Annotated in this window: 16 protein-coding genes and 1 pseudogene; 13 read left to right on the top strand and 4 right to left on the bottom strand. The window is 72.6% G+C overall.

Annotated elements, in window-relative coordinates; genetic code table 11:
• Window positions 1-49 precede the first annotated feature (49 nt).
• Window positions 50-718: a hypothetical protein gene (locus ACIGEZ_RS18445; protein WP_399832227.1), complete on the top strand. Its 669-nt coding sequence runs from the start codon at window positions 50-52 to the stop codon at window positions 716-718.
• 172 nt (window positions 719-890) lie between these two features.
• Window positions 891-1,583, top strand: a complete 693-nt coding sequence (locus ACIGEZ_RS18440; protein WP_399832225.1) for a sigma-70 family RNA polymerase sigma factor — start codon at window positions 891-893, stop codon at window positions 1,581-1,583.
• Window positions 1,584-1,681: 98 nt separating this feature from the next.
• On the opposite strand, the gene ACIGEZ_RS18435 is transcribed toward ACIGEZ_RS18440, so the two are convergent.
• The 3 genes from ACIGEZ_RS18435 to ACIGEZ_RS18425 form a co-directional block, all read right to left on the bottom strand.
• Entirely contained in the window at window positions 1,682-2,947 is a 1,266-nt protein-coding gene (locus ACIGEZ_RS18435; protein WP_399832223.1) for an MFS transporter, read from the bottom strand.
• Window positions 2,944-4,341 (bottom strand): glycoside hydrolase family 1 protein, encoded by a 1,398-nt coding sequence (locus tag ACIGEZ_RS18430; protein ID WP_399832221.1) that lies wholly within the window; start codon window positions 4,339-4,341, stop codon window positions 2,944-2,946. The genes ACIGEZ_RS18435 and ACIGEZ_RS18430 overlap by 4 nt, the downstream gene beginning before the upstream one ends.
• A 289-nt stretch (window positions 4,342-4,630) precedes the next feature.
• The gene (locus tag ACIGEZ_RS18425) at window positions 4,631-5,071 is read right to left on the bottom strand and encodes a MarR family winged helix-turn-helix transcriptional regulator (protein ID WP_399832219.1); all 441 of its coding nucleotides are present in this window, start codon (window positions 5,069-5,071) and stop codon (window positions 4,631-4,633) included.
• A 130-nt stretch (window positions 5,072-5,201) separates the two neighbouring features.
• Here ACIGEZ_RS18425 and ACIGEZ_RS18420 point away from each other — a divergent pair, with 130 nt between their 5' ends.
• Window positions 5,202-6,035 carry an SDR family oxidoreductase gene (locus tag ACIGEZ_RS18420; protein ID WP_399832217.1) on the top strand — a complete coding sequence of 278 codons (834 nt, stop codon included), beginning with the start codon at window positions 5,202-5,204 and terminating at the stop codon, window positions 6,033-6,035.
• A 29-nt stretch (window positions 6,036-6,064) separates the two neighbouring features.
• On the opposite strand, the pseudogene ACIGEZ_RS18415 reads toward ACIGEZ_RS18420, so the two are convergent.
• A pseudogene (locus tag ACIGEZ_RS18415) lies at window positions 6,065-6,855 on the bottom strand (hypothetical protein); the annotation flags it as partial.
• 522 nt (window positions 6,856-7,377) lie between these two features.
• On the opposite strand from ACIGEZ_RS18415, the gene ACIGEZ_RS18410 reads away from it, so the two are divergent.
• From ACIGEZ_RS18410 to ACIGEZ_RS18365, 10 genes are all read left to right on the top strand, one after another.
• Entirely contained in the window at window positions 7,378-7,761 is a 384-nt protein-coding gene (locus ACIGEZ_RS18410; protein WP_399832215.1) for a hypothetical protein, read from the top strand.
• A gap of 132 nt (window positions 7,762-7,893) precedes the next feature.
• Window positions 7,894-9,570 (top strand): FAD-dependent oxidoreductase, encoded by a 1,677-nt coding sequence (locus tag ACIGEZ_RS18405; protein WP_399832213.1) that lies wholly within the window; start codon window positions 7,894-7,896, stop codon window positions 9,568-9,570.
• On the top strand, window positions 9,567-11,117 hold the full coding sequence (locus ACIGEZ_RS18400; protein ID WP_399832211.1) for an ATP-binding protein: 1,551 nt from the start codon (window positions 9,567-9,569) through the stop codon (window positions 11,115-11,117). Before ACIGEZ_RS18405 ends, ACIGEZ_RS18400 begins: the two co-directional genes overlap by 4 nt.
• A complete protein-coding gene (locus ACIGEZ_RS18395) occupies window positions 11,114-11,467 on the top strand; it encodes a UBP-type zinc finger domain-containing protein (protein ID WP_399832209.1) in 354 nt (117 codons plus the stop codon). Before ACIGEZ_RS18400 ends, ACIGEZ_RS18395 begins: the two co-directional genes overlap by 4 nt.
• 29 nt (window positions 11,468-11,496) lie before the next feature.
• Entirely contained in the window at window positions 11,497-11,853 is a 357-nt protein-coding gene (locus ACIGEZ_RS18390; protein WP_399832207.1) for a PRC-barrel domain-containing protein, read from the top strand.
• 15 nt (window positions 11,854-11,868) lie between these two features.
• Complete coding sequence (locus ACIGEZ_RS18385; RefSeq protein WP_399832205.1) at window positions 11,869-12,036, top strand: hypothetical protein; 168 nt, start codon at window positions 11,869-11,871, stop codon at window positions 12,034-12,036.
• A 178-nt stretch (window positions 12,037-12,214) separates the two neighbouring features.
• The gene (locus ACIGEZ_RS18380) at window positions 12,215-16,132 is read left to right on the top strand and encodes a Pls/PosA family non-ribosomal peptide synthetase (RefSeq protein ID WP_399832202.1); all 3,918 of its coding nucleotides are present in this window, start codon (window positions 12,215-12,217) and stop codon (window positions 16,130-16,132) included.
• A gap of 37 nt (window positions 16,133-16,169) precedes the next feature.
• Complete coding sequence (locus tag ACIGEZ_RS18375) at window positions 16,170-17,576, top strand: M1 family metallopeptidase (RefSeq protein ID WP_399832200.1); 1,407 nt, start codon at window positions 16,170-16,172, stop codon at window positions 17,574-17,576.
• Window positions 17,577-17,684: 108 nt separating this feature from the next.
• On the top strand, window positions 17,685-18,629 hold the full coding sequence (locus tag ACIGEZ_RS18370) for an RNA polymerase sigma-70 factor (protein WP_399832198.1): 945 nt from the start codon (window positions 17,685-17,687) through the stop codon (window positions 18,627-18,629).
• Between the two features lie 85 nt (window positions 18,630-18,714).
• Complete coding sequence (locus ACIGEZ_RS18365) at window positions 18,715-19,908, top strand: NAD(P)/FAD-dependent oxidoreductase (RefSeq protein ID WP_399832196.1); 1,194 nt, start codon at window positions 18,715-18,717, stop codon at window positions 19,906-19,908.
• Window positions 19,909-19,936: the final 28 nt, after the last annotated feature.

Here is a 19,936-nt window from a genome sequence, read left to right as displayed (position 1 = left end):
CCGTACCCGCCCTCGTACCTCCGGGGAGGGGTGCAAGGATGGGCGCTCCATGACGCCAGGCCGATGTTCGCGAGGAGTGCGGGCCGCGCTGTTCGCGGCCGTCTGTGTGCTGCTCGCGGCCACCGGCCACGTCCTGATGTCCGGTCAGGGCGTGCCTGCCCGGACGGTGTTACCCGCCTTCGTCGTCACCATGGCGGCCGCCTGGACGCTCGCGGGCCGCGAACGCGGACTGCCGGCCGTCACGACGATGTCCGTGCTCGTACAGAGCGCGCTCCACACGGTGTTCTCCTGGTCCCCGCCGGCGACCGTCCCCGCGCCCGCCGCCGGCGCGGCGATGACGACGGGCGACGTGCACGCGGCACACACGCACATGTCGCACGCGGCCATGGGCCACGGGGACATGACTGCCGTGGCGGACATGACAGCGACGGCGGACGTGTCCTCGTCCTTCGGCATGCTGTCGGCGCACCTCCTGGCAGCGCTGTTGAGCGGGCTGTGGATGGCGTACGGGGAGCGGGCGGTGTTCCGCCTGCTGCGCGCCGCACCCCTGCGGCTCTTCCGCCCCTTGCGCCTGCTGGTGGCAGCCTTCGTCCCCGTCGTACGGGACCGGCCCCGTCTGCTGCCCGTACGGGCCGGTGACGAGCGCGCTCCACGACGGCTCCTCCTCGCCCATTCGGTCATCTCCCGAGGTCCACCGCAGGGACTCGCTGTCCTCTGACAGCCGGCTCCCCGAGCCTGGCGGCTGCGTTCCGTCACTCGGGCATCGGTCGTACCGCTTCCGTTCGGGTCGCGTTCCCTTCGGGTCGCGGTCGGCCGTACCAGTCACCGGCGCGGCGCCGTGCTCATCCGCGCCCAGCCGGATTCCCTTTGCTTCCTAAGGACTTGTGGCGATGACTCCTGTCCACGACACCCTCCGTCAGGTCCCGGCGGGTACCTCCCGCTCGGCGTACGCCCCGGACTCCGACACCGACGCGGCGACGACCCGCCTCGCGATGGCGGCCCGGGACGGCGACCCCGTCAAGGCCGATCTGTTCGTCCGCGCCCTGCACCGCGACGTCTGGCGCTATGTGGCATACCTCAGCGCGGACCGCCAGGCCGCCGACGACCTCACCCAGGAGGTCTTCCTCCGTGCGCTCGGCGCACTCCCCCGCTTCCAGGGGCGGTCCTCCGCACGCACCTGGCTGCTGTCGATAGCCCGCAGGACGGTGGTCGACAGCCTCCGGCACGCGGCCGCCCGCCCTCGCCTGTCCGATCGCGACGACTGGCAGGCGGCGGCCGAACACAGTCAGCCCCAGGGGCTGCCCGGCTTCGAGGACGGTGTCGCGCTCGCCGAGCTCCTGGCCGCCATCCCGGACGACCGGAAGGACGCCTTCGTCCTCACCCAGCTGTGGGGACTGCCGTACGCCGAGGCCGCCGAGGCCATCGGCTGTCCCGTCGGCACGGTCCGCTCCCGCGTCGCGCGGGCCCGGGTCTCCCTCGTCGCCCTGCTGCGGGACGACGAGGACGGCGTGCCACCGGCGCCCGGCTCGGGCAGAGACATGTCCGCCCGCAGACGGTTCACGCGGGCGCCTGCGCTCGCGTGACCGTTCGCGGCACCTACGGGGGCGAGGGCGGGGTCACGATCCGCCGTCGCCCCCTGTCCGGGGAACCGATCCACCCCCCGGAAGGGCGTGGCGCCGTCTCAGGGGACCGAGCGGATGCGGCGCACCAGGACCGAGCCCGCGAGGGCCAGCGCGCCCGCGAGCGCGTACAGGGCCGTGTACCCGCCGAAGCGGGTGACGACCGGGGCCGCGATCACCGGGGCCAGCACCTGGGGCAGGGCGTTGGCGATGTTGATGACGCCCAGGTCCCTGCCCCGGTCCTCCGCCGTCGGCAGCACGTCCGTGAGCAGGGCGAAGTCCACCGCCGTGTACACCCCGAAACCGAGGCCGAGCACGAGCGAGGCGACGACCGCGCCGGTCCAGGTCTGCCAGACGGCGAGCAGCAGGGTGGCTGCGGAGATGACGAGCCCCGACCGGATCACGTAGGACTTCCGCCGGCCACTGCGGTCCGACCGGATGCCGCTGATCACCACCGTGGAGAGCAGGGTCAGGGCGTTGAGCGCGGTGAGGATCAGCACGCCGTCGTCCGCGTCGCCCTGGTAGTGCACGGCGTCGGTCAGGTAGTAGAGCAGGTACATCGTGCTGATGGAGTACGACAGGTTCATCAGGAACCGGGTCAGCCAGGCCCACCCGAAATCGGGATGGCGGCGCGGGTCGATCCAGAAGCCGCCGAGGAACGTCCCCCACCGGAAGGCCGGCCGGGCGGCGCGGGAGAGTGGGGTGTCACGCCGCATCAGGAGGTACGGAACGGCCGCGAGCACCGAGAAGGCCGCGCAGGCCAGGTATCCGGCGGCCACCCCGCCCGCGACCGTGGCCAGCGCCGTACCCGCCAGGACGCCGATCACCTGGGAGACGCCGAGCCAGCCGCCGACCAGACCGCGCTGCCGCGGCGGCACCTGGTCGGGGACGGCCGCGGTGAGAGCGGCGAAGGCCGCGTTGAGGGCGAGCTGGACCAGGCACCAGCCCGCGATCACGGTCGCGACGCTCTGCGCCCCGGCGAGGAGGATCAGCCCGGCCGCCCCGCCCGCCACTCCGCCGGCCACCCAGGGGATGCGCCGGCCCACGGACGCCGTCGTCCGGTCGGAGAGCGCACCGAAGACGGGGTTGGCGACCATCGACACGGCCGCTCCGACTCCCGTCACCAGGGCGAGGGTGGACGCCTTGTGGCCGGGGGCGAGGTGCTCGGCCTGGCGTGCCAGGAGCAGTTGCAGAGGGCCGAACCAGCCGACCCAGACCCCGAGGCTGGCCAGGGACAGCGCGCTCACCCACCGCCCGCCGGCCGGCGTACCGGCCCTGGAGGCCGGTCCGGCCGCGGTTCCCTCCGCCGCCGCCCCGTCGGCGGTCATCTGCCGCTCTTGATCAGGTCGCGGTACCAGGCGTACGACGCCTTGGGCGTCCGCGCCAGCGTCTCGTAGTCGACGTGGACCAGCCCGAAGCGCTGCCGGTACCCCTCCGCCCACTCGAAGTTGTCGAGGATCGACCAGATGAAGTAGCCGCGGACATCGGCGCCCTCCGCCATCGCCGCGTGCAGCGCGCGCACGTGGCCCTCGTGGTACGCGACCCGGCGGGCGTCGTCGATCCGCCCCGTTCCGGGGTCCGGCCCGTCACCGTACGAGCAGCCGTTCTCGGTGATGTACAGGGGCGGCAGCCGGTCGCCGTAGCGCTCGCGCATGGTGGCGAGCAGTTCGCGCAGTCCTTCCGGGACCACCGGCCAGCCGAAGTCGGTGAGTTCGCGTCCTTCGATCTGGTGGACGGCGAAGGGCAGGTCCGGCGGTATGTCGATGCCGCCGAAGGAGGAGCCGGTGCCGGCGGCAGCGGCGTGGGAGGCGGCGGTCGGTTGCGGGGCGCCGACGAGCATGGGGTTGTAGTAGTTGATCCCGTACCAGTCCAACGGGGACGAGATGGTCTTGAGGTCCTCCGCCACCGGGCCGGGGAGGAGCGAGGCCAGGTCCTCGTCCGGGTAGGCGCCGGTCAGGACGGGGTCGGCGAACAGGCGGTTCGTGAGGGTGTCGTACAGCGCGGCGGCCGCCCGGTCCTCGTCGCTGTCGCCGGCGGTCCATATGGGACTGTGGGAGGCGGCGATGCCGATCCGGCGGGCGCCCGCGGCGCGCAGGGCCTGGACGCCCATGCCGTGGGCCAACAGCTGGTGGTGGGCCGCGGGCAGGGCGTCGAACACGAGACGCCGGCCGGGGGCGTGCTCGCCGAGGCCGTATCCGAGCAGCGTGACCTCGGCGGGCTCGTTGATGGTGATCCACATGGGCACGCGGTCGGCGAGCCGCTCCGCGACCACGGAGGCGTACGCCGCGAACCGTTCGGCGGTGTCCCGGTCGAGCCAGCCGCCGTTCTCCTCAAGGGCGAGCGGGGTGTCCCAGTGGAAGAGCGTGGGCACCGGGGCGATGCCCGAGGCGCACAGCTCGTCGACGAGCCGGTCGTAGAAGTCCAGCCCCTTGTCGTTGACCCGGCCGTGGCCGTCGGGCAGGACGCGGGACCAGGAGACCGAGAACCGGTAGGCGCCGACGCCGAGTCGGGCCATCAGCGCCACGTCCTCGCGGTAGCGCCGGTAGTGGTCGGTGGTCACGTCGGCGTGCGAGCCGTCCTTGACGCGCCCCTGTTCTCCGGTGAAGGCGTCCCAGCTGGAGGGGCCGCGGCCGTCGGCCGTGAGCGAGCCTTCGATCTGGAAGGCGGAGGACGAGACCCCCCAGAGGAAGCCGGCCGGGAACTCGGGTACGGGCGCTGTCATGGAGGCTCGCTTCGATCGGCGGGGTGCGGTTCGCTCAGGCACTTTCGGGTCCCGGGGTCCACCCTGTCAATGGAAAGTGAACAACTCTCAGCTTTTTCGGCGAGCCCCTCAGGACCCGGCGCGCCGGAGGGTCTCTTCCCTCGTACGGGAAGGACGGCGACGCCGGTGACGGACCGGCACCCTCCTCCGCGAGGGGCACACGGCCGGTCCGGTCCCGCTGCGGAGCGAACCGGACGACTACGAGCCCGGCACCGGCGGCGACGACCAGGGGGACGACGGCAAGGAGCGATTACGGGGCGCCGGCCGGCCACGTTTCGCCGGCGACCAGGGCCAGGAGTCGGCCGAGGGTCTCGCGCTGCTCACGGTCGAGCGCGGCGAACGGGTCGGTGGCGAAAGGCATCGCGGAGCGCAGCTCGGCGATCGCCCGCCGCCCGGCGTCGGTGGCGGCGACGAGCTTGACCCGGCGGTCCTCGATCCCCGGTCGCCGCTCGACCAGACCGCGTTCCTCCAGTCGGTCGACCAGCGTCGTGAGGTTGGACGGCTCGGCGTGCAGCCGTTCCGCCAGTGCCCGCATCGGTACCGGTTCGGCGCTGTACAGCAGGGCCTTGGCCTGGAGCGGGGTCAGGTCCTGCGCGGTGGCGGCGACCTCGGACTCGCGCGCGTATCTGCGGTTGACGGCGGCGAACAGGCCGACCAGCCGCGCGTCGAGCTCGTCTGCGGGGTAGGTCATGCCACCCACTCTAGCCAAGTGCTTGACAACAGCAAATATCCGGGCTCATAGTTATCGAGCATGGTAGTAATGATTCATAACTACCTGCCTTCATAAGTACTACCGGCATCACCCCAGAGAGGGGCCCTCCATGTCCACCAAGGTCGTCCTGATCACCGGCACCTCCTCCGGTATCGGCCTCTCCGCCGCGGTCTCCGCCGCCCGAGCGGGCTTCACCACCATCGCCACGCTGCGCGACCCGGCCCGCGCCGACGCGCTGCGCAAGGCGGCCGAGGCGGCCGGCGTCGAGCTGGACATCCGCCGCCTGGACGTCACCGACCCGGCCTCGGTCGAGGCGTGCGTCGCCGGCGTGATCGCCGACCACGGCCGGCTGGACGCCGTGGTCAACAACGCGGGCGCGGGCCACGTCGGCACCATCGAGAACGAGTCGGTGGACGAGGTCCGCAAGGTGATGGAGGTCAACTTCTTCGGCGTGGTCACCGTCACCAAGGCCGTCATGCCCCATCTGCGCGCCACCGGCGGCCGGCTGCTCAGCGTCACCAGCGTCGGCGGCGTGGTCGGCCAGCCGTTCAACGAGGCGTACTGCGCGGCCAAGTTCGCGGTCGAGGGCTTCATGGAGAGCCTGGCGCCGGTCGCCGCCACGGTCGGCGTCACGGTCACGGTGATCGAGCCCGGCGCGGTGGCCAGTGAGTTCGTCGCGAACGTGGGCGTCGAGGACAACGCGGCGGCCCAGGCCGGCGTCTACGGCCCGGCGCTGGCGAACTACCTCGGCCGTACCAGGAGCGCCTTCGCCGGCGCCCAGACGTCGGAGGCGGCGGCCGAGACGATCACCGAGGCGCTCACAGCCGGCCGGCCGGCGTTCCGGGTGCAGACCTCCGAGGCCGCCCGCGGCTTCGTCGTGGCGAAGCTCGCGGACCTGGACGGTTCCCTCGTCCAGACGGCGACCTCGGCCTGGGTCGCCTGAGCGGCCCCGTCAGCGGGCCTCTCGGTTCGGCAGCCGACGGTCCCCCTGCGGATCGCGTGACCGCTGGTGTTGCCGTCGTCGGCCCAGTACACGGGCTTGGCGCCACCGACACACTCGTCGGCACCGGCGAGCGTGAAGCCCTCGTTGTTCAGGTCGGACATGCCGCTCGGTCGGTCGTAGACGGCGGCGAGGGAGAAGGTGCCGTTGGTGCCGATCTTCATGGTCCGGTGCCGGCCGGAGCAGGTGTCGTCGCAGACCAGCCACAGCCGCGCGGCCTGCGCCTCCCACTGGAGCTCCATCACACCCGACATGCCGCCGGCGACCATGGCGACCCGGGTGGCGGCGACGCCGTCCTCGAGCACGTAGCCGTAGACCGTGCCGGTGCCCTCGATCCCGAGGAGGACACGCCGCCGGCGTGCGCGCCGTGCCCGTCGGGGTCGTAGGCCGTGCCGGTCGACTCGTCCTTGAAGCCCGCTGCGGTGAGCGTGGCGTCGGGGATCCAGGTGATCGCCTCGAAGCCGAGGTTGGAGCCCACGGCAGGCAGGCCGGCGGTCAGGTTCCACTCCTTCGTGGCGGTCAGGCTGCTGCCGGTGCCGGCGTTGACGTCGTCACGCAGGACGGACAGGCGGCTGGTCCCCGACGCGTCGCCGTTGCGCTCGGTCGCGACGTACGCGCCACCCGCCGCGCCCGTGGCGGTCAGGGCGACGGCCTCGCCGTCCGGGCTGCCGGAGCCGTCGCTGACCATCCGCCACAGCTTGCCGGAGTTCTGGGCGCCCCACAGCACGGAGCCCTCCTCGTACAGGCCGCTCAGGTCCGGACCGACACGAGGGTCTCGGCCGATGCCGAACACCGGTCGGCATCGGCCGGGTTGCCGTGTGAACGCAGGTCGGACGACAGGTCGATCCGACACCGCCCGTGCAGGACGGCCTCACCGCCGTGGCCTGTCCTGCTGCCACCATGGGCCGGTGAGCGGGACAGAGGCGGGGCGGGTTCCGGGCTGCCGGACGGGGGCGCGGGGGGCAACGTCGGCGGGACCCGGAGCGGACGTACGCCGCGCTGCTCGACGCGCTGGAGGCGCCTCGTCCCGGGCAGCTCCACTATGGGCGTCCTCGAAACCCCCGAGCCGTGGTTCCCGATCGTGACTCCGTGAGACCGGACAGCTACCTCCTGGGGCCCGCGACACCGTGTCGTATCGTGGGGAGGGAGGGTGAGAGAGCGGTGACGACCACCGCCGCGGGACTTCCTTCCCTTTCCTTCCTCATCCCTTTCTCCCTCGCCTCACCCTCGCCTCGAATCCCTCACGCGCTGCGCATCCCCGCAGCATTCGAGAGAGGTAGGTTCGATGACCGCATCGACGAGAGTCCGCCGTCTGGTGGCCGGCGCCGCAGCGTCCGGCCTGCTGGCGGGCGGCGCCGCGCTCGGCCTTTCGGCCACGGCGACGGCAGCCCCCGCGCCGACGGTTGCAGCGACCGTAGTGACCACCGACCAGCCGGACCGTCACGACCAGTGCCAGTGGAAGAAGGGGCACTGGGAGAAGAAGTGGGTCAAGGGTCACTGGGAGAAGAAGTGGGTCCACCACAAGAGCTGGCACCCGGGCCACCACGACCATCACGGACAGTGGCACAAGGGGTACTGGGACAACGACCGTGACTTCAAGTGGGTCTACGTACCCGCGCACTGGGAGCACTTCTGGGTGAAGGGCCACTTGGACTGCCACCACCGCTGACGCCCTCAGGCGTCCCGAGCGCACACGCCGTCGCGTGCCAGAGCGATCCCACGGGATCGAACATACGATGGGCGGGAGCCGGCGCCTGCAGCTCGCTGTGCCGGCCGTCCGGAGCGAGCAGGGCGGAGAGGCATGGCACAGGCCACCGACGCGGCACGGACCGTCATCCTGACAGTGGACGACGACCCGGGGGTGTCCCGCGCCATCGCCCGCGACCTGCGGCGGCACTACGGCGGCGGGTACCGGATCGTCCGCGCCGAGTCCGGCGAGTCCGCGCTGGAGGCGCTGCGCGAGCTGAAGCTGCGGGGTGACCTGGTGGCGGTGATCCTCGCCGACTACCGCATGCCGCAGATGAACGGCATCGAGTTCCTCGAACAGGCCCTCGGTGTGTACCCGGGCGCGCGGCGCGTGCTGCTCACGGCGTACGCCGACACCAACGCGGCGATCGACGCGATCAACGTCGTCGACCTCGACCACTACCTGCTGAAGCCGTGGGACCCGCCGGAGGAGAAGCTCTATCCGGTCGTGGACGACCTCCTCACGGCCTGGCGCTCGAGTGACTACCGGCCGGTTCCCGCCACCAAGGTGGTCGGGCACCGCTGGTCGGCCCGTTCCTCGTATGTACGCGAGTTCCTGGCGCGCAACCAGGTGCCGTACCGCTGGTACTCCTCCGACGAGCCCGAGGGGCGCCGGCTGCTGGAGGCGGCCGGGGCCGACGGCCTTCGGCTGCCGCTGGTGATCACTCCGGACGGCACCGCGCTGGTCGAGCCCGAGCCGCCCGAGCTGGCCGCTCATGTGGGTCTCGCGACGACGCCGGCCGCCGACTTCTACGACCTCGTCGTCATCGGCGGCGGCCCTGCCGGGCTCGGCTCGGCGGTGTACGGGGCCTCGGAGGGACTGCGCACCGTCCTGGTCGAGCGCTCGGCGACCGGCGGGCAGGCCGGCCAGAGCTCCCGTATCGAGAACTACCTCGGCTTCCCGGACGGCGTCTCCGGTGCGCAGCTCACCGATCGCGCCCGCCGCCAGGCGAGCCGCTTCGGCGCCGAGATCCTGACCGCGCGCGAGGTCACAGGCCTCGAGGTGAACGGCGCGGCACGCGTCGTACGTTTCTCGGACGGCTCCGAGGTGGCCGCGCACTGCGTCATCCTGGCGACCGGTGTGTCCTACCGGCAGCTCCTGGCGCCGGGCTGCGACGACCTGACCGGCCGAGGCGTGTACTACGGCTCCTCCCTGACCGAGGCGTCCTCCTGCGAGGGTCAGGACGTGTACATCGTCGGCGGCGCGAACTCGGCCGGGCAGGCGGCGGTGTTCCTGGCACGGGGCGCGAAGTCGGTGACGCTGCTGGTGCGCGGGGAGTCCCTGACGGCGTCGATGTCGTACTACCTGATCCAGCAGATCGACGAGGCGCCGAACATCACCGTACGGCCCCGGACCGTCGTCGAGGCGGCGCACGGCGACGAGCACCTGGACCGGCTGACGCTGCGGGACGCCGGGACCGGTGCAACCGAGGTCGTGGACGCCCAGTGGATGTTCGTCTTCATCGGAGCGGCACCGCGGACCGACTGGCTCGACGGGACCGTGCTGCGCGACGAGCACGGCTTCATCCTGGCCGGGCCGGACCTCACGCCCGACGGGCGGCCACCGGCCGAGTGGGAGCTGGACCGGCCGCCCTACCACCTGGAGACCAGCATTCCCGGCGTGTTCGTGGCGGGTGACGCGCGTGCCCAGTCCGCGAAGCGCGTCGCCTCCGCCGTAGGAGAGGGAGCCATGGCCGTGATGCTCGTCCACCGGTATCTGGAGCAGTCATGAGCGGACAGGTCCTGCCCTGCGACCAGCACGAGATCGGCTCGCTGTTCCTGTTCGAGAAGCTCTCGCCCGAGCAGCTCGGACGCCTGTGCGCCGAGGGGCGGGTGGAACGGTTCGGGCCCGGTCCGGTCTACACCGAGGGCGACCCGGCCGGCTCCTTCTACGTGATGATCGAGGGCACCGTCGTCCTGTCCCGCCGGGTCGGCGGCGACGACGTGGAGGTGAGCCGGACCTCGCAGCGCGGCGTGTACGCGGGAGCCATGCAGGCGTACCTGGGCGACCGGGTGCCGCAGACGTACAACAACTCCATGCGGGTGACCGAGCCCACCCGGTTCTTCGTGCTGCCCGCGCAGTCGTTCGCTGACGTCATGCGGGAATGGTTCCCGATGGCGGCGCACCTGCTGGAAGGGCTCTTCTTCGGCTCCAAGAACACCCAGCGGGCCATCGGCCAGCGTGAACGGCTGCTGGCGCTCGGCTCGTTGTCGGCCGGACTCACCCACGAGCTCAACAACCCGGCCGCTGCGGCCGTCCGGGCCACCGCGGCGCTGCGGGAGCGGGTCGGCAAGATGCGGCACAAGCTGGCGGTCATCGCCCAGGGCCCCTACTCCCGCGAGGCCCTCGCCGAACTCATCGAGATCCAGGAACGCACCGCCGAACGGGTCGCCAAGGCACCGGTGCTGAGCCCTCTGGAAGCGTCGGACCGCGAGGACGAGATCGCCGACTGGCTGGAGGGCCACGGTTTCCCGGAGGGCTGGCGGATCGCGCCCACCTTCGTCCAGGCCGGGCTCGACACGGACTGGCTGGAGCAGGTCGCCGCGACCGTGGCCGAGGACGTCCTGCCGGGGGCGCTGGGCTGGCTCAACTACACCGTCGAGACCGAGCTGCTGATGGACGAGATCGACGACTCCACCAACCGGATCTCCCACCTGGTGGACGCGGCCAAGCAGTACGCCCAGCTCGACCGTGCCCCGCACCGCGACGTCGACGTCCACGAACTCCTCGACAGCACACTGCTGATGCTGTCCGCCAAGATCGGACCCCGGGTGCGGGTGGTCAAGGAGTACGACCGGTCCCTCCCCGACGTGCCCGCCTACCCGGCGGAGCTGAACCAGGTATGGACCAACCTCATCGACAACGCGGTGTCCGCCATCGGGACCACCGGCGGCGACGGCACCCTCACGGTCCGCACGGCACGGGAGGGCGACCGGCTGCTCGTGGAGTTCCGCGACACCGGCCCCGGCGTCCCCGAGGACATCCGCAGCCGCATCTTCGACCCCTTCTTCACCACCAAGCCGGTCGGCGAGGGCACCGGTCTCGGCCTCGACATCTCCTGGCGGATCGTCGTCAACAAGCACCACGGCAGCCTCCACGTCGAGTCCGTCCCCGGCGACACCCGGTTCCAGGTGCTGCTGCCGCTGACCGCCCCGGAGACCGACGAGACCGAAGCCGAGACCGGAGCCGAGACCGGAATCGGGACCGATACCGGGACCTGGAACGAGACCCGAACCAGGAACGAGACCGGAGCCGAGATCGCCGAGGAGCCCGCATGACCGAGATCGAAGGAATCGACCCGGGCGCCGCGCCCAGCGGCACGGGCTGCGCGGAGTGTGACGCGGTGGGCGGCTGGTGGTTCCACCTGCGGCGCTGCGCCCGGTGCGGCCACGTCGGCTGCTGCGACTCCTCGCCAGCGCAGCACGCCACCGCCCACTGGAAGTCCACCGGGCATTCTCTCGTGCAGAGCTTCGAGCCGGGCGAGGACTGGTACTGGGACTACGACACCGACGAGCTGTACGAGGCCGGCCCCGCTCTGGCCCCTCCGGACGGCCACCCGGCCGACCAGCCGGCCCCGGGGCCGGCCGACCGCGTCCCGCGGAACTGGCAGCAGCTGCTCCATCGCTGAGGAAATCGACCTGTGCACGGAGGTGGCGGATGATCCGGATCGCCGACATTCGCGAGTGGCGTGATCACGACGTCGTCGACCAGGACGGCAAGAAGATCGGTGTGCTCGAATCGGTGTACGTCGACACCGCCAGCGACGAGCCGTGGTTCGTCACCGTCACCATCGGGCTGCCCACGAGGCGCCGTCTGGCCTTCGCCCCCCTCACGGACGCCGTGGTCGGGCCGGGCTACGTCCGTCTCGCCCATTCGAGGGCGCTGGTGAAGGACGCCCCGTCGATCGACACCGACGGCGTCCTGGCCGCCGAGGAAGAACCCGTGGTCTTCGCCCACTACGAGATGGAGTACGTCCCGGGCGCCGGTGGCGAACGCCGCCTCGCCCGCCGCTGAAAGGGGGACGTGTCCATGGCCTGGATCCTCGCCCTGATCCTCCTCGCGATCGTGCTCGGCCTCATCGGCGCGGTCGTCGAGGGCGTCGGCTATCTGCTGGCCATCGGCATCGTGGTCTTCGCCCTGGCGCTCGCGCTGGCCGCGGTGCGGGTCCGTCGTGGGAGTCACCGGGCACCGCGCTGACGCGGCCGCCCGGCCCACCCCAATACCGTCCCTTCCCGGCCACACGCAAGGTGTCGGCCGGGAATTCCTTGCGCACGCACTAGACTCGAGGGCTGTTTGGCACCGGAAGGGAACAACCCGGGCAGACCCGGGCTCCGCCGGCGACCCGGACGTTGCCGGGAACGAGACGCGAGGTCCGATGGCAGCCACACCTGAGCGCGGCGAGACCACTCTGCTCGACGGCGAGGATCCCCGGCAGGAGGAGTCCGGCAAACACGCCCGCTTCTCCGCCGGGCCCGCCGCCCCGGTGCGCACCCTCGTCGACGTCTTCGAGGCGTCCGTACGGGCCCATCCCGACGAGCTCGCCCTGGACGACGGCAGCACCCGGCTGACCTACCGGGCGCTGGCCACGGAGGTCGAGCGCGGGCGGCGCGCGCTGGCGGCCGCCGGAGTGGGGCTCGGCGACCGGGTCGGTGTGCGCGTGCCCTCCGGAACGAACGAGCTGTACGTGGCCATCCTCGCCGTACTCGCCGCGGGCGCCGCCTATGTGCCGGTCGACGCCGAGGACCCGGACGAGCGGGCCGAGCTGGTCTTCGGCGAGGCCGGTGTGCGCGCCGTCGTCGGCGCGGGGCAGCGGATCGACGTCAGCGGGCGCGCGGGCGCCGGCCCCGATCGCGCCCCGGCCGGCCGGCCCGGCCCCGAGCACGACGCCTGGATCATCTTCACCTCCGGCTCCACGGGCAAGCCCAAGGGCGTCGCCGTCAGTCACCGCAGCGCCGCCGCGTTCGTGGACGCCGAGGCCGCGCTGTTCCTCGTCGAGGAGCCGATCGGACCGGGCGACCGGGTCATGGCCGGTCTCTCCGTCGCCTTCGACGCCTCCTGCGAGGAGATGTGGCTGGCCTGGCGCTACGGCGCCTGCCTCGTGCCCGTCCCCCGCTCCCAGGTCCGCAGCGGCGCCGACCTCGGCCCGTGGCTGGTGGAGCAGGAGATCACCGTGGTCTCCACCGTGCCGACCCTCGCCGCACTGTGGGAGCCCGAGGCCCTGGACGAGGTCCGGCTGCTGATCTTCGGCGGCGAGGCCTGCCCGCCGGAGCTGACCCAGCGCCTGGTGACCGAGGGCCGCGAGGTCTGGAACACGTACGGCCCCACCGAGGCCACCGTCGTCGCCTGCGCCTCGCTCCTGACCGGCGAGGAGCCGGTCCGGATCGGTCTCCCGCTGAACGGCTGGGAGCTGGCCGTGGTCGACGAGTCCGGCGAGCCGGTGCCGATGGGCGGCAGCGGCCAGCTGGTGATCGGCGGCATCGGGCTCGCCCGCTACCTCGACCCCGAGAAGGACGCCGAGAAGTACGCCCCGCTGGAGTCCCTCGGCTGGCAGCGCGCCTACCGCAGCGGCGACCTCGTCCGCGCCGAGCCGGAAGGTCTGGTCTTCCTCGGCCGCGGCGACGAGCAGATCAAGCTCGGCGGCCGCCGGATCGAGCTGGGCGAGGTGGACGCCGCGCTGCAGGCCCTGCCCGGTGTCGCCGGAGCGGCCGCGGCCGTCCGTACCGCCCGCAGCGGCAACCAGCTGCTCGTCGGCTATCTGGTCGCCCAGGAGGGCTGGGACCACGCGGCGGCCGTCGAGCGGCTGCGCGCCGAGCTGCCCGCCGCCCTCGTACCGCTGCTCGCGCCGGTCGACGAGCTGCCGACCCGCACCTCGGGCAAGGTGGACCGGGACGCGCTGCCCTGGCCGCTGCCGGACCTCGAGACCACCGGCCCGGCCGAGCAGCTGTACGGCACCGAGGCCTGGCTCGCCGAGCAGTGGAGCGAGACCCTCGGCGTGGCCGTCACCGGCGCCGCCGACGACTTCTTCGCGATCGGCGGCAGCAGCCTCGCCGCCGCCCAGCTCACCACCCGGCTGCGCACCCGCTATCCGAACGCGGCCGTCGTCGACATCTACCAGCAGCCCACCCTGCGCAAGCTGGCCCGGCGCCTGGAGAAGTCCGTCCAGGACGACGGCACCGTGCGGACCGTCGCACCCGTGCCGCTCCGCTCCGGGCTCCTTCAGATCCTTCTGCTGCTGCCGCTCTTCACCGTGGTCGGGCTGCGCTGGACCGTGGCGCTGCTGGCCCTGGGCAACATGCTGCACTGGTCGGGGTCCTATCCGTGGGCGCCGAGCGCGTCCTGGTGGCTGGTCGCCGCCGGTGCGGCGCTGCTCTTCAGCCCGCCCGGCCGGCTCGCGATCGCCGCGGGCGGCGCACGCCTGCTGCTGCGCGGGGTGAAGGCGGGACGCCACCCGCGTGGTGGCAGCGTCCACCTGCGGCTGTGGACGGCCGAGCGGCTTGCCGAGTGCGTCGGCGCGACCTCGCTCACCGGATCCTGGCTGGAGCGCTACGCACGGGCTCTCGGCGCCAAGGTGGGCCCCGAGGTCGACCTCCACTCGCTGCCGCCGGTCACGGGCATGCTCAAGCTGGGCCGCGGCTGCGCCGTGGAGTCCGAGGTGGACCTCTCCGGCTACTGGCTGGACGGCGACCGGCTGGAGATCGGCCCGGTCAAGGTCGGCGCGGGCGCGGTGGTCGGCACCCGCAGCCTGCTGTTCCCCGGGGCGCGGGTCGGCAAGCGGGCCGAGGTGGCTCCCGGCTCCGCCGTGGCCGGCCAGATCCCGACCGGACAGCGCTGGGCCGGAGCGCCCGCGGGCAAGCTCGGCAAGGCCAAGCGGAACTGGCCCAAGGAGCGACCGGCGCGCGCGGTCCACTGGCGCGCCCTGTACGGAGCGACCGGCTTCCTCCTCACCGCCCTGCCCGTGCTCGCCGCCGTGCCCGCCCTGCTCGTCGTGAGCCGCTTCGTGCCCGCCGACGCCGGGCTCGCCGAGGCACTGCCGGGAGCGCTGCTCGCCGTGGTGCCCGGGGCGCTCGCGTACGGGTTCGCGTACGCGTCGGTGGTGCTGGTCTCGGTTCGGCTGCTCAGCCTCGGGCTGCGCACCGGCAGCCATCCGACGCACAGCCGGGTCGCCTGGCAGGCGTGGACCGTCACGCAGCTGATGGACCTGGCGCGGGAGACGCTCTTCCCGCTCTACGCCGGGCTGATCACCCCGGTCTGGCTGCGGCTGCTCGGGATGAGGATCGGCCGGGGCGCGGAGGTGTCCACGGTGCTCGCGCTGCCGAGCCTCACGACCGTCGGCGAGGGCGCGTTCCTGGCGGACGACACCCTGACCGCGCCTTACGAACTGGGCGGCGGCTGGGTGCGGATCGGTCACTCCGCGATCGGTCGCCGGGCGTTCCTCGGCAACTCCGGCATGACGGCGCCGGGCCGCACGGTGCCGGACGACGGTCTGGTGGGTGTGCTGTCCGCGACGCCGAAGAAGGCAAAGAAGGGCAGCTCGTATCTGGGCCTGCCGCCGGTCAAGCTGCCGCGGTCGGCCGCCGATTCCGACCGGAGCAGGACGTACGACCCGCCCGCGCGCCTGCTGTGGGCGCGCGGCCTGGTGGAGTTGTGCCGGCTTCTGCCGGTGTTCTGCTCGTCCGCCCTGGCGGTCCTGACGGTGGCCGCCCTGTGTGCCCTGGCCACCGCGGACGGTCCGGGCCTCGCGGGTGCCGCACTGCTCTCCGGGGTGGTCCTGCTCGCCGCCGGTGTGGCGGCCTGCCTGGTCTCGACGGCCGCCAAGTGGCTCCTTGTGGGCCGGCACCGGACGGGCGAACACCCGCTCTGGTGCGGCTTCGTGTGGCGCAACGAACTGGCCGACACCTTCGTCGAGGTGCTGGCCGTGCCGTGGCTCGTCGGATCGGTGCCGGGAACGCCGCTGATGGCCCTGTGGCTGCGCGGGCTCGGGGCGCGGATCGGCCGGGGCGTGTGGTGCGAGAGCTACTGGCTGCCCGAGACGGACCTGGTCGTACTGGGTGACGCGGTCAGCGTGAACCGCGGCTCTGTGTTGCAGACTCACCTCTTCCACGACCGGATCTTGAGGACGGATACTGTGGTCCTCCGCGAGGGCGCCACCCTGGGCCCGGGCGGAATCGTCCTGCCCGGCAGTTCGGTCGGGGCCCGCAGCACGCTGGGTCCCGCCTCACTCGTGATGGCCGGGGAGTCGGTCCCCGCCGACACCCGCTGGCTGGGCAATCCGATCGAGGCGTGGCGGGCCTGAACGGGGCCACGGGCACAGCACAGGGCAGGGAGCGGCAGTGAGCGGCGAGCGGACAACGGCATCGGACCCGTACTTTCCGGACCACGGCGATGCCCGGTACCGCGTCCACCGGTACGAACTCGCCCTGGACTACCGTCCCGGCCCCAACCGGCTGGCCGGGACGGCCCGGCTCAGCGCGATCGCCGGACGGGCCCCGCTCACCGAGTTCCACCTCGACCTCTCCGGGTTCAAGGTCGGCCGGATCCTCGTGGACGGCCGGGCGCCGCACTACGCCCACCGCGGCGGCAAGCTCCGCGTCCGGCCGGCCAAGCCGCTGCCCGCGGGCGCCGCGTTCACGGTGGAGGTGCACTACGCGGGCAATCCCAAGCCGGTGCGCAGCCCGTGGGGCGGGCTCGGCTGGGAGGAGCTGACCGACGGCGCGCTGGTGGCCAGCCAGCCCGTCGGCGCGCCCTCCTGGTTCCCGTGCAACGACCGGCCCGCCGACAAGGCCTCGTACCAGATCTCGGTCAACACGCCCTCCGCGTACACCGTGGTGGCGGGCGGCCGGCTGCTGACCCGTACGACCAAGGCCAGCACGACCACGTGGGTGTACGAGCAGTCCGCGCCCACCTCCAGCTACCTGGTCGGCCTCGCCATCGGCATGCACCAGACGGTGTTGCTCGGGGACCCCGGGCTCGGCGGTGTGCCGCAGAGCGCCCATGTGCCGGCGCATCTCCTGCCCCGCTTCTCCCGCGACTTCGCCCGGCAGCCCGCCATGATGCAGCTGTTCGAGGAGCTCTTCGGGCCCTACCCGTTCGGCGAGTACGCGGTGGTCGTCGCCGACGAGGAGCTGGACGTGCCGGTGGAGGCCCAGGGCCTCTCCCTCTTCGGCACCAACCATGTCGACGGCGCGCGCGGCTCCGAGCGCCTCGTCGCCCACGAGCTGGCGCACCAGTGGTTCGGCAACAGCGTGACCATCGCCGACTGGCGGCACATCTGGCTGAACGAGGGGCTGGCCAAGTACGCCGAGTGGCTCTGGTCGGAACGCTCCGGCGGGCGAGCCGCACAGGAGCTGGCGGCGGCCGCGCACCGCATGCTGGCCGCGCAGCCGCAGGACCTGAAGCTCGCCGACCCCGGGCGCAAGCTGATGTTCGACGACCGCCTCTACGAGCGCGGAGGGCTCGCCGTTCACGCGGTCCGCTGCGCCCTGGGTGACGACGCCTTCTTCCGCATGCTGCGGGACTGGGCCACCGTGCACCGCCACGGCGTGGTGACCACCGCGGGCTTCACCGCCCACGTGGCCCGCTACGCGGACGTTCCGGTGGACGAGCTGCTCACGGCCTGGCTGTACCAGCCGTCCCTCCCGCCCCTCCCCTCGTCCCACCGCTCCCCGTCGATACCGGAGCGACCCGCCTATCCGCCCTCGAACGGCGGGGCCGCGGGCCGGGGCAGGGCCTCCGCGTAGCCCGGAGTCGGTCCTGCGGGTGTTCCCCGACATCCACGTCACCGTCGAGCGTCAGCCGGGCGCCCTCCCGTCTGGACGCTCCGTGCCCGCGTAGAGGATCATGGCCTGATGCCGCTGCACACGTACGAGACCGATCTGTTCGAGAGCTCCAGAAGCCGCCTGGAGGCGATCGCCTACCGGCTGCTCGGGTCGGCCGGTGATGCCGAGGACGCGGTGCAGGACACCTATCTGCGGTGGCACGCGGCGGACCGGGATCGGATCGAGACGCCCGAGGCGTGGCTGACGAAGGTGCTGACCAACCTCTGCCTCAACCAGCTCACTTCGGCGCGGGCCAGGCGGGAGACCTATGTGGGGCAGTGGCTCCCGGAGCCGGTGCTCGCCGGCGACCGGATGCTGGGTCCCGCGGAGACGGTCGAGCAGCGCGAGTCGGTGTCCCTCGCGATGCTCACGCTCATGGAGCGGCTGTCGCCCAATGAGCGCGTGGTGTACGTGCTGCGCGAGGCGTTCGGGTACGCGCACCGTGAGGTCGCGGAGATCCTCGACCTCACCGAGGCCAACTGCCAGCAGATCTACCGGCGTGCCAAGCAGCACCTCACGACCGAGCGGGCCCGCACCGAGGTCGACGCGGTCGCCGCGCGGAAGGTCGTCGAGGAGTTCCTCGCCGCGGCCCTCAGTGGCGACACCGAGCCGCTGATCCGGCTGCTGACCGATGACGCGGTCAGCGTGGCGGACGGCGGTTCCCAGGTTCCGGCCCGCAGGACCCCGCTCGTCGGCGCGCTCGGGATCGCGCGCTACCTGCGTGGTCTGTTCCGGCCGACCGCCGCCAAGCGCGCCGTCGCCGGTGGCAGCACCGCCGTCCACGCAGCCGTCGTCAACGGCGGTCCCGCCCTGCTGGTCGCGGTCGGCGAGCGGGTGATCGGTGTCGTCTGCCTCGACCCGACCCCCGACGGCGTCGGAACGGTGTTCCTCCAGGTCAACCCCGACAAACTGCGCCGCATCACGCGCCAGTGGGCGGCCGCCGGCCCCCACCGCCCCCTCGCCGAGCTCTGGTGACCCAGGTCACAACCGTATTCTGTCAGGGATCGCGCGGCTGTCCGGTTCAGGAGGTGAATCCCACCGGATAGAGAGCGAGCCAGCCATGAAGCACCGCATCGTCGTCCTCGGAGCCGGGTACGCCGGAGCCATCACCGCCGGTCGCCTCGCCAGGCGGCTGCACCGTGACGACGTGGAGATCACCCTGGTCAACGGCGACCCCGAGTTCGTCGAGCGGGTGCGTCTGCACCAGCTCGCCGGCGGGCAGGATCTGCCGCGCCGCCCGCTGCGCGAGGTCTACGCGGGCAGCGGCGTGCGGGTCCGGCCGGCCTGGGTCGGCGCGGTCGACGTGGACCGCAGGACCGTCGATCTCACCGGCGAGCACGGCGAGGCCGAGACCCTCGGCTACGACACTCTCGTGTACGCCCTGGGGAGCACCGGCACCGACCACGGCGTCCCCGGTGTCGCCGAGTACGCCCACGACCTGGCGGGGAAGCAGGGCGCGCTGCGACTGCGGGCGCGCCTGGGCGAGTTGGAGCCGGGTGGGACCGTACTGGTCGCGGGCGGCGGCCTGACCGCCATCGAAGCGGCCACCGAGATCGCCGAGGCGCACCCGGGCCTCGAGGTCGCCATCGCCGCCCGCGGCGGCGTGGGCGACTGGCTCAGCGAAAAGGCGCAGCGGCACCTGCGCCGCGCCTTCGACCGGCTCGGGATCACGGTCCACGAGCACGCCGGCATCACGCGCGTCGAGGCGGACCGCGTGGTCACCCGTTCAGGCGGGGAGATCCCGGCCCAAGTGACCGTGTGGACCACGGGTTTCACCGTGCACCCGATCGCTGCCGCCACCACCCTGGAGCTGTCCGGCAGCGGGCGGATCGTCGTCGACGGCACCATGCGCTCGGTCTCGCACCCCGCGGTGTACGCCGTCGGCGACGCCGCGTTCGCCGAAGGAGCGGGCGGCAAGCCCCTTCGGATGTCCTGCGCCACGGCGATCCCGATGGCGTGGCAGGCCGCCGACGCCCTCGCCGCGCGCTTGACCGGTCGGAAGGTTCCCCAGACCACGATCGGCTACGCCGCGCAGTGCATCAGCCTCGGACGCCGCGACGCCATCGTCCAGAAGGTGACCGAGGAGGACGAGGTCACGTCCACCGTCGTCACGGGCCGGACCGGCGCCCGTATCAAGGAACTCATCTGCGCGGCCACGGCGTGGAGCCTCGCCCACCCGACCATGATGGTCCCGAGCCGCCGCCGTCGCCTCGCGGCGACCACCGAGGCGGAGCCCCGCCTCGTCACGCTGTGACGCGACCGCAACGGGGCCCCGGCGGACC

Origin of the sequence: Streptomyces sp. NPDC085481 (assembly GCF_044541845.1) — a bacterium.
Lineage (GTDB): Bacteria > Actinomycetota > Actinomycetes > Streptomycetales > Streptomycetaceae > Streptomyces.
This window is presented reverse-complemented; position numbering and strand designations above follow the sequence as displayed.

Coding starts and splice junctions, on each gene's coding strand:
- ACIGEZ_RS18385 (WP_399832205.1), top strand. CDS start 11,869: ATGGCCTGGATCCTCGCCCTGATCCTCCTCGCGATCGTGCTCGGCCTC.
- ACIGEZ_RS18365 (WP_399832196.1), top strand. CDS start 18,715: ATGAAGCACCGCATCGTCGTCCTCGGAGCCGGGTACGCCGGAGCCATC.
- ACIGEZ_RS18400 (WP_399832211.1), top strand. CDS start 9,567: ATGAGCGGACAGGTCCTGCCCTGCGACCAGCACGAGATCGGCTCGCTG.
- ACIGEZ_RS18405 (WP_399832213.1), top strand. CDS start 7,894: ATGGCACAGGCCACCGACGCGGCACGGACCGTCATCCTGACAGTGGAC.
- ACIGEZ_RS18380 (WP_399832202.1), top strand. CDS start 12,215: ATGGCAGCCACACCTGAGCGCGGCGAGACCACTCTGCTCGACGGCGAG.
- ACIGEZ_RS18425 (WP_399832219.1), bottom strand. CDS start 5,071: ATGACCTACCCCGCAGACGAGCTCGACGCGCGGCTGGTCGGCCTGTTC.
- ACIGEZ_RS18390 (WP_399832207.1), top strand. CDS start 11,497: ATGATCCGGATCGCCGACATTCGCGAGTGGCGTGATCACGACGTCGTC.
- ACIGEZ_RS18430 (WP_399832221.1), bottom strand. CDS start 4,341: ATGACAGCGCCCGTACCCGAGTTCCCGGCCGGCTTCCTCTGGGGGGTC.
- ACIGEZ_RS18370 (WP_399832198.1), top strand. CDS start 17,685: ATGCCGCTGCACACGTACGAGACCGATCTGTTCGAGAGCTCCAGAAGC.
- ACIGEZ_RS18410 (WP_399832215.1), top strand. CDS start 7,378: ATGACCGCATCGACGAGAGTCCGCCGTCTGGTGGCCGGCGCCGCAGCG.
- ACIGEZ_RS18445 (WP_399832227.1), top strand. CDS start 50: ATGACGCCAGGCCGATGTTCGCGAGGAGTGCGGGCCGCGCTGTTCGCG.
- ACIGEZ_RS18395 (WP_399832209.1), top strand. CDS start 11,114: ATGACCGAGATCGAAGGAATCGACCCGGGCGCCGCGCCCAGCGGCACG.
- ACIGEZ_RS18440 (WP_399832225.1), top strand. CDS start 891: ATGACTCCTGTCCACGACACCCTCCGTCAGGTCCCGGCGGGTACCTCC.
- ACIGEZ_RS18420 (WP_399832217.1), top strand. CDS start 5,202: ATGTCCACCAAGGTCGTCCTGATCACCGGCACCTCCTCCGGTATCGGC.
- ACIGEZ_RS18435 (WP_399832223.1), bottom strand. CDS start 2,947: ATGACCGCCGACGGGGCGGCGGCGGAGGGAACCGCGGCCGGACCGGCC.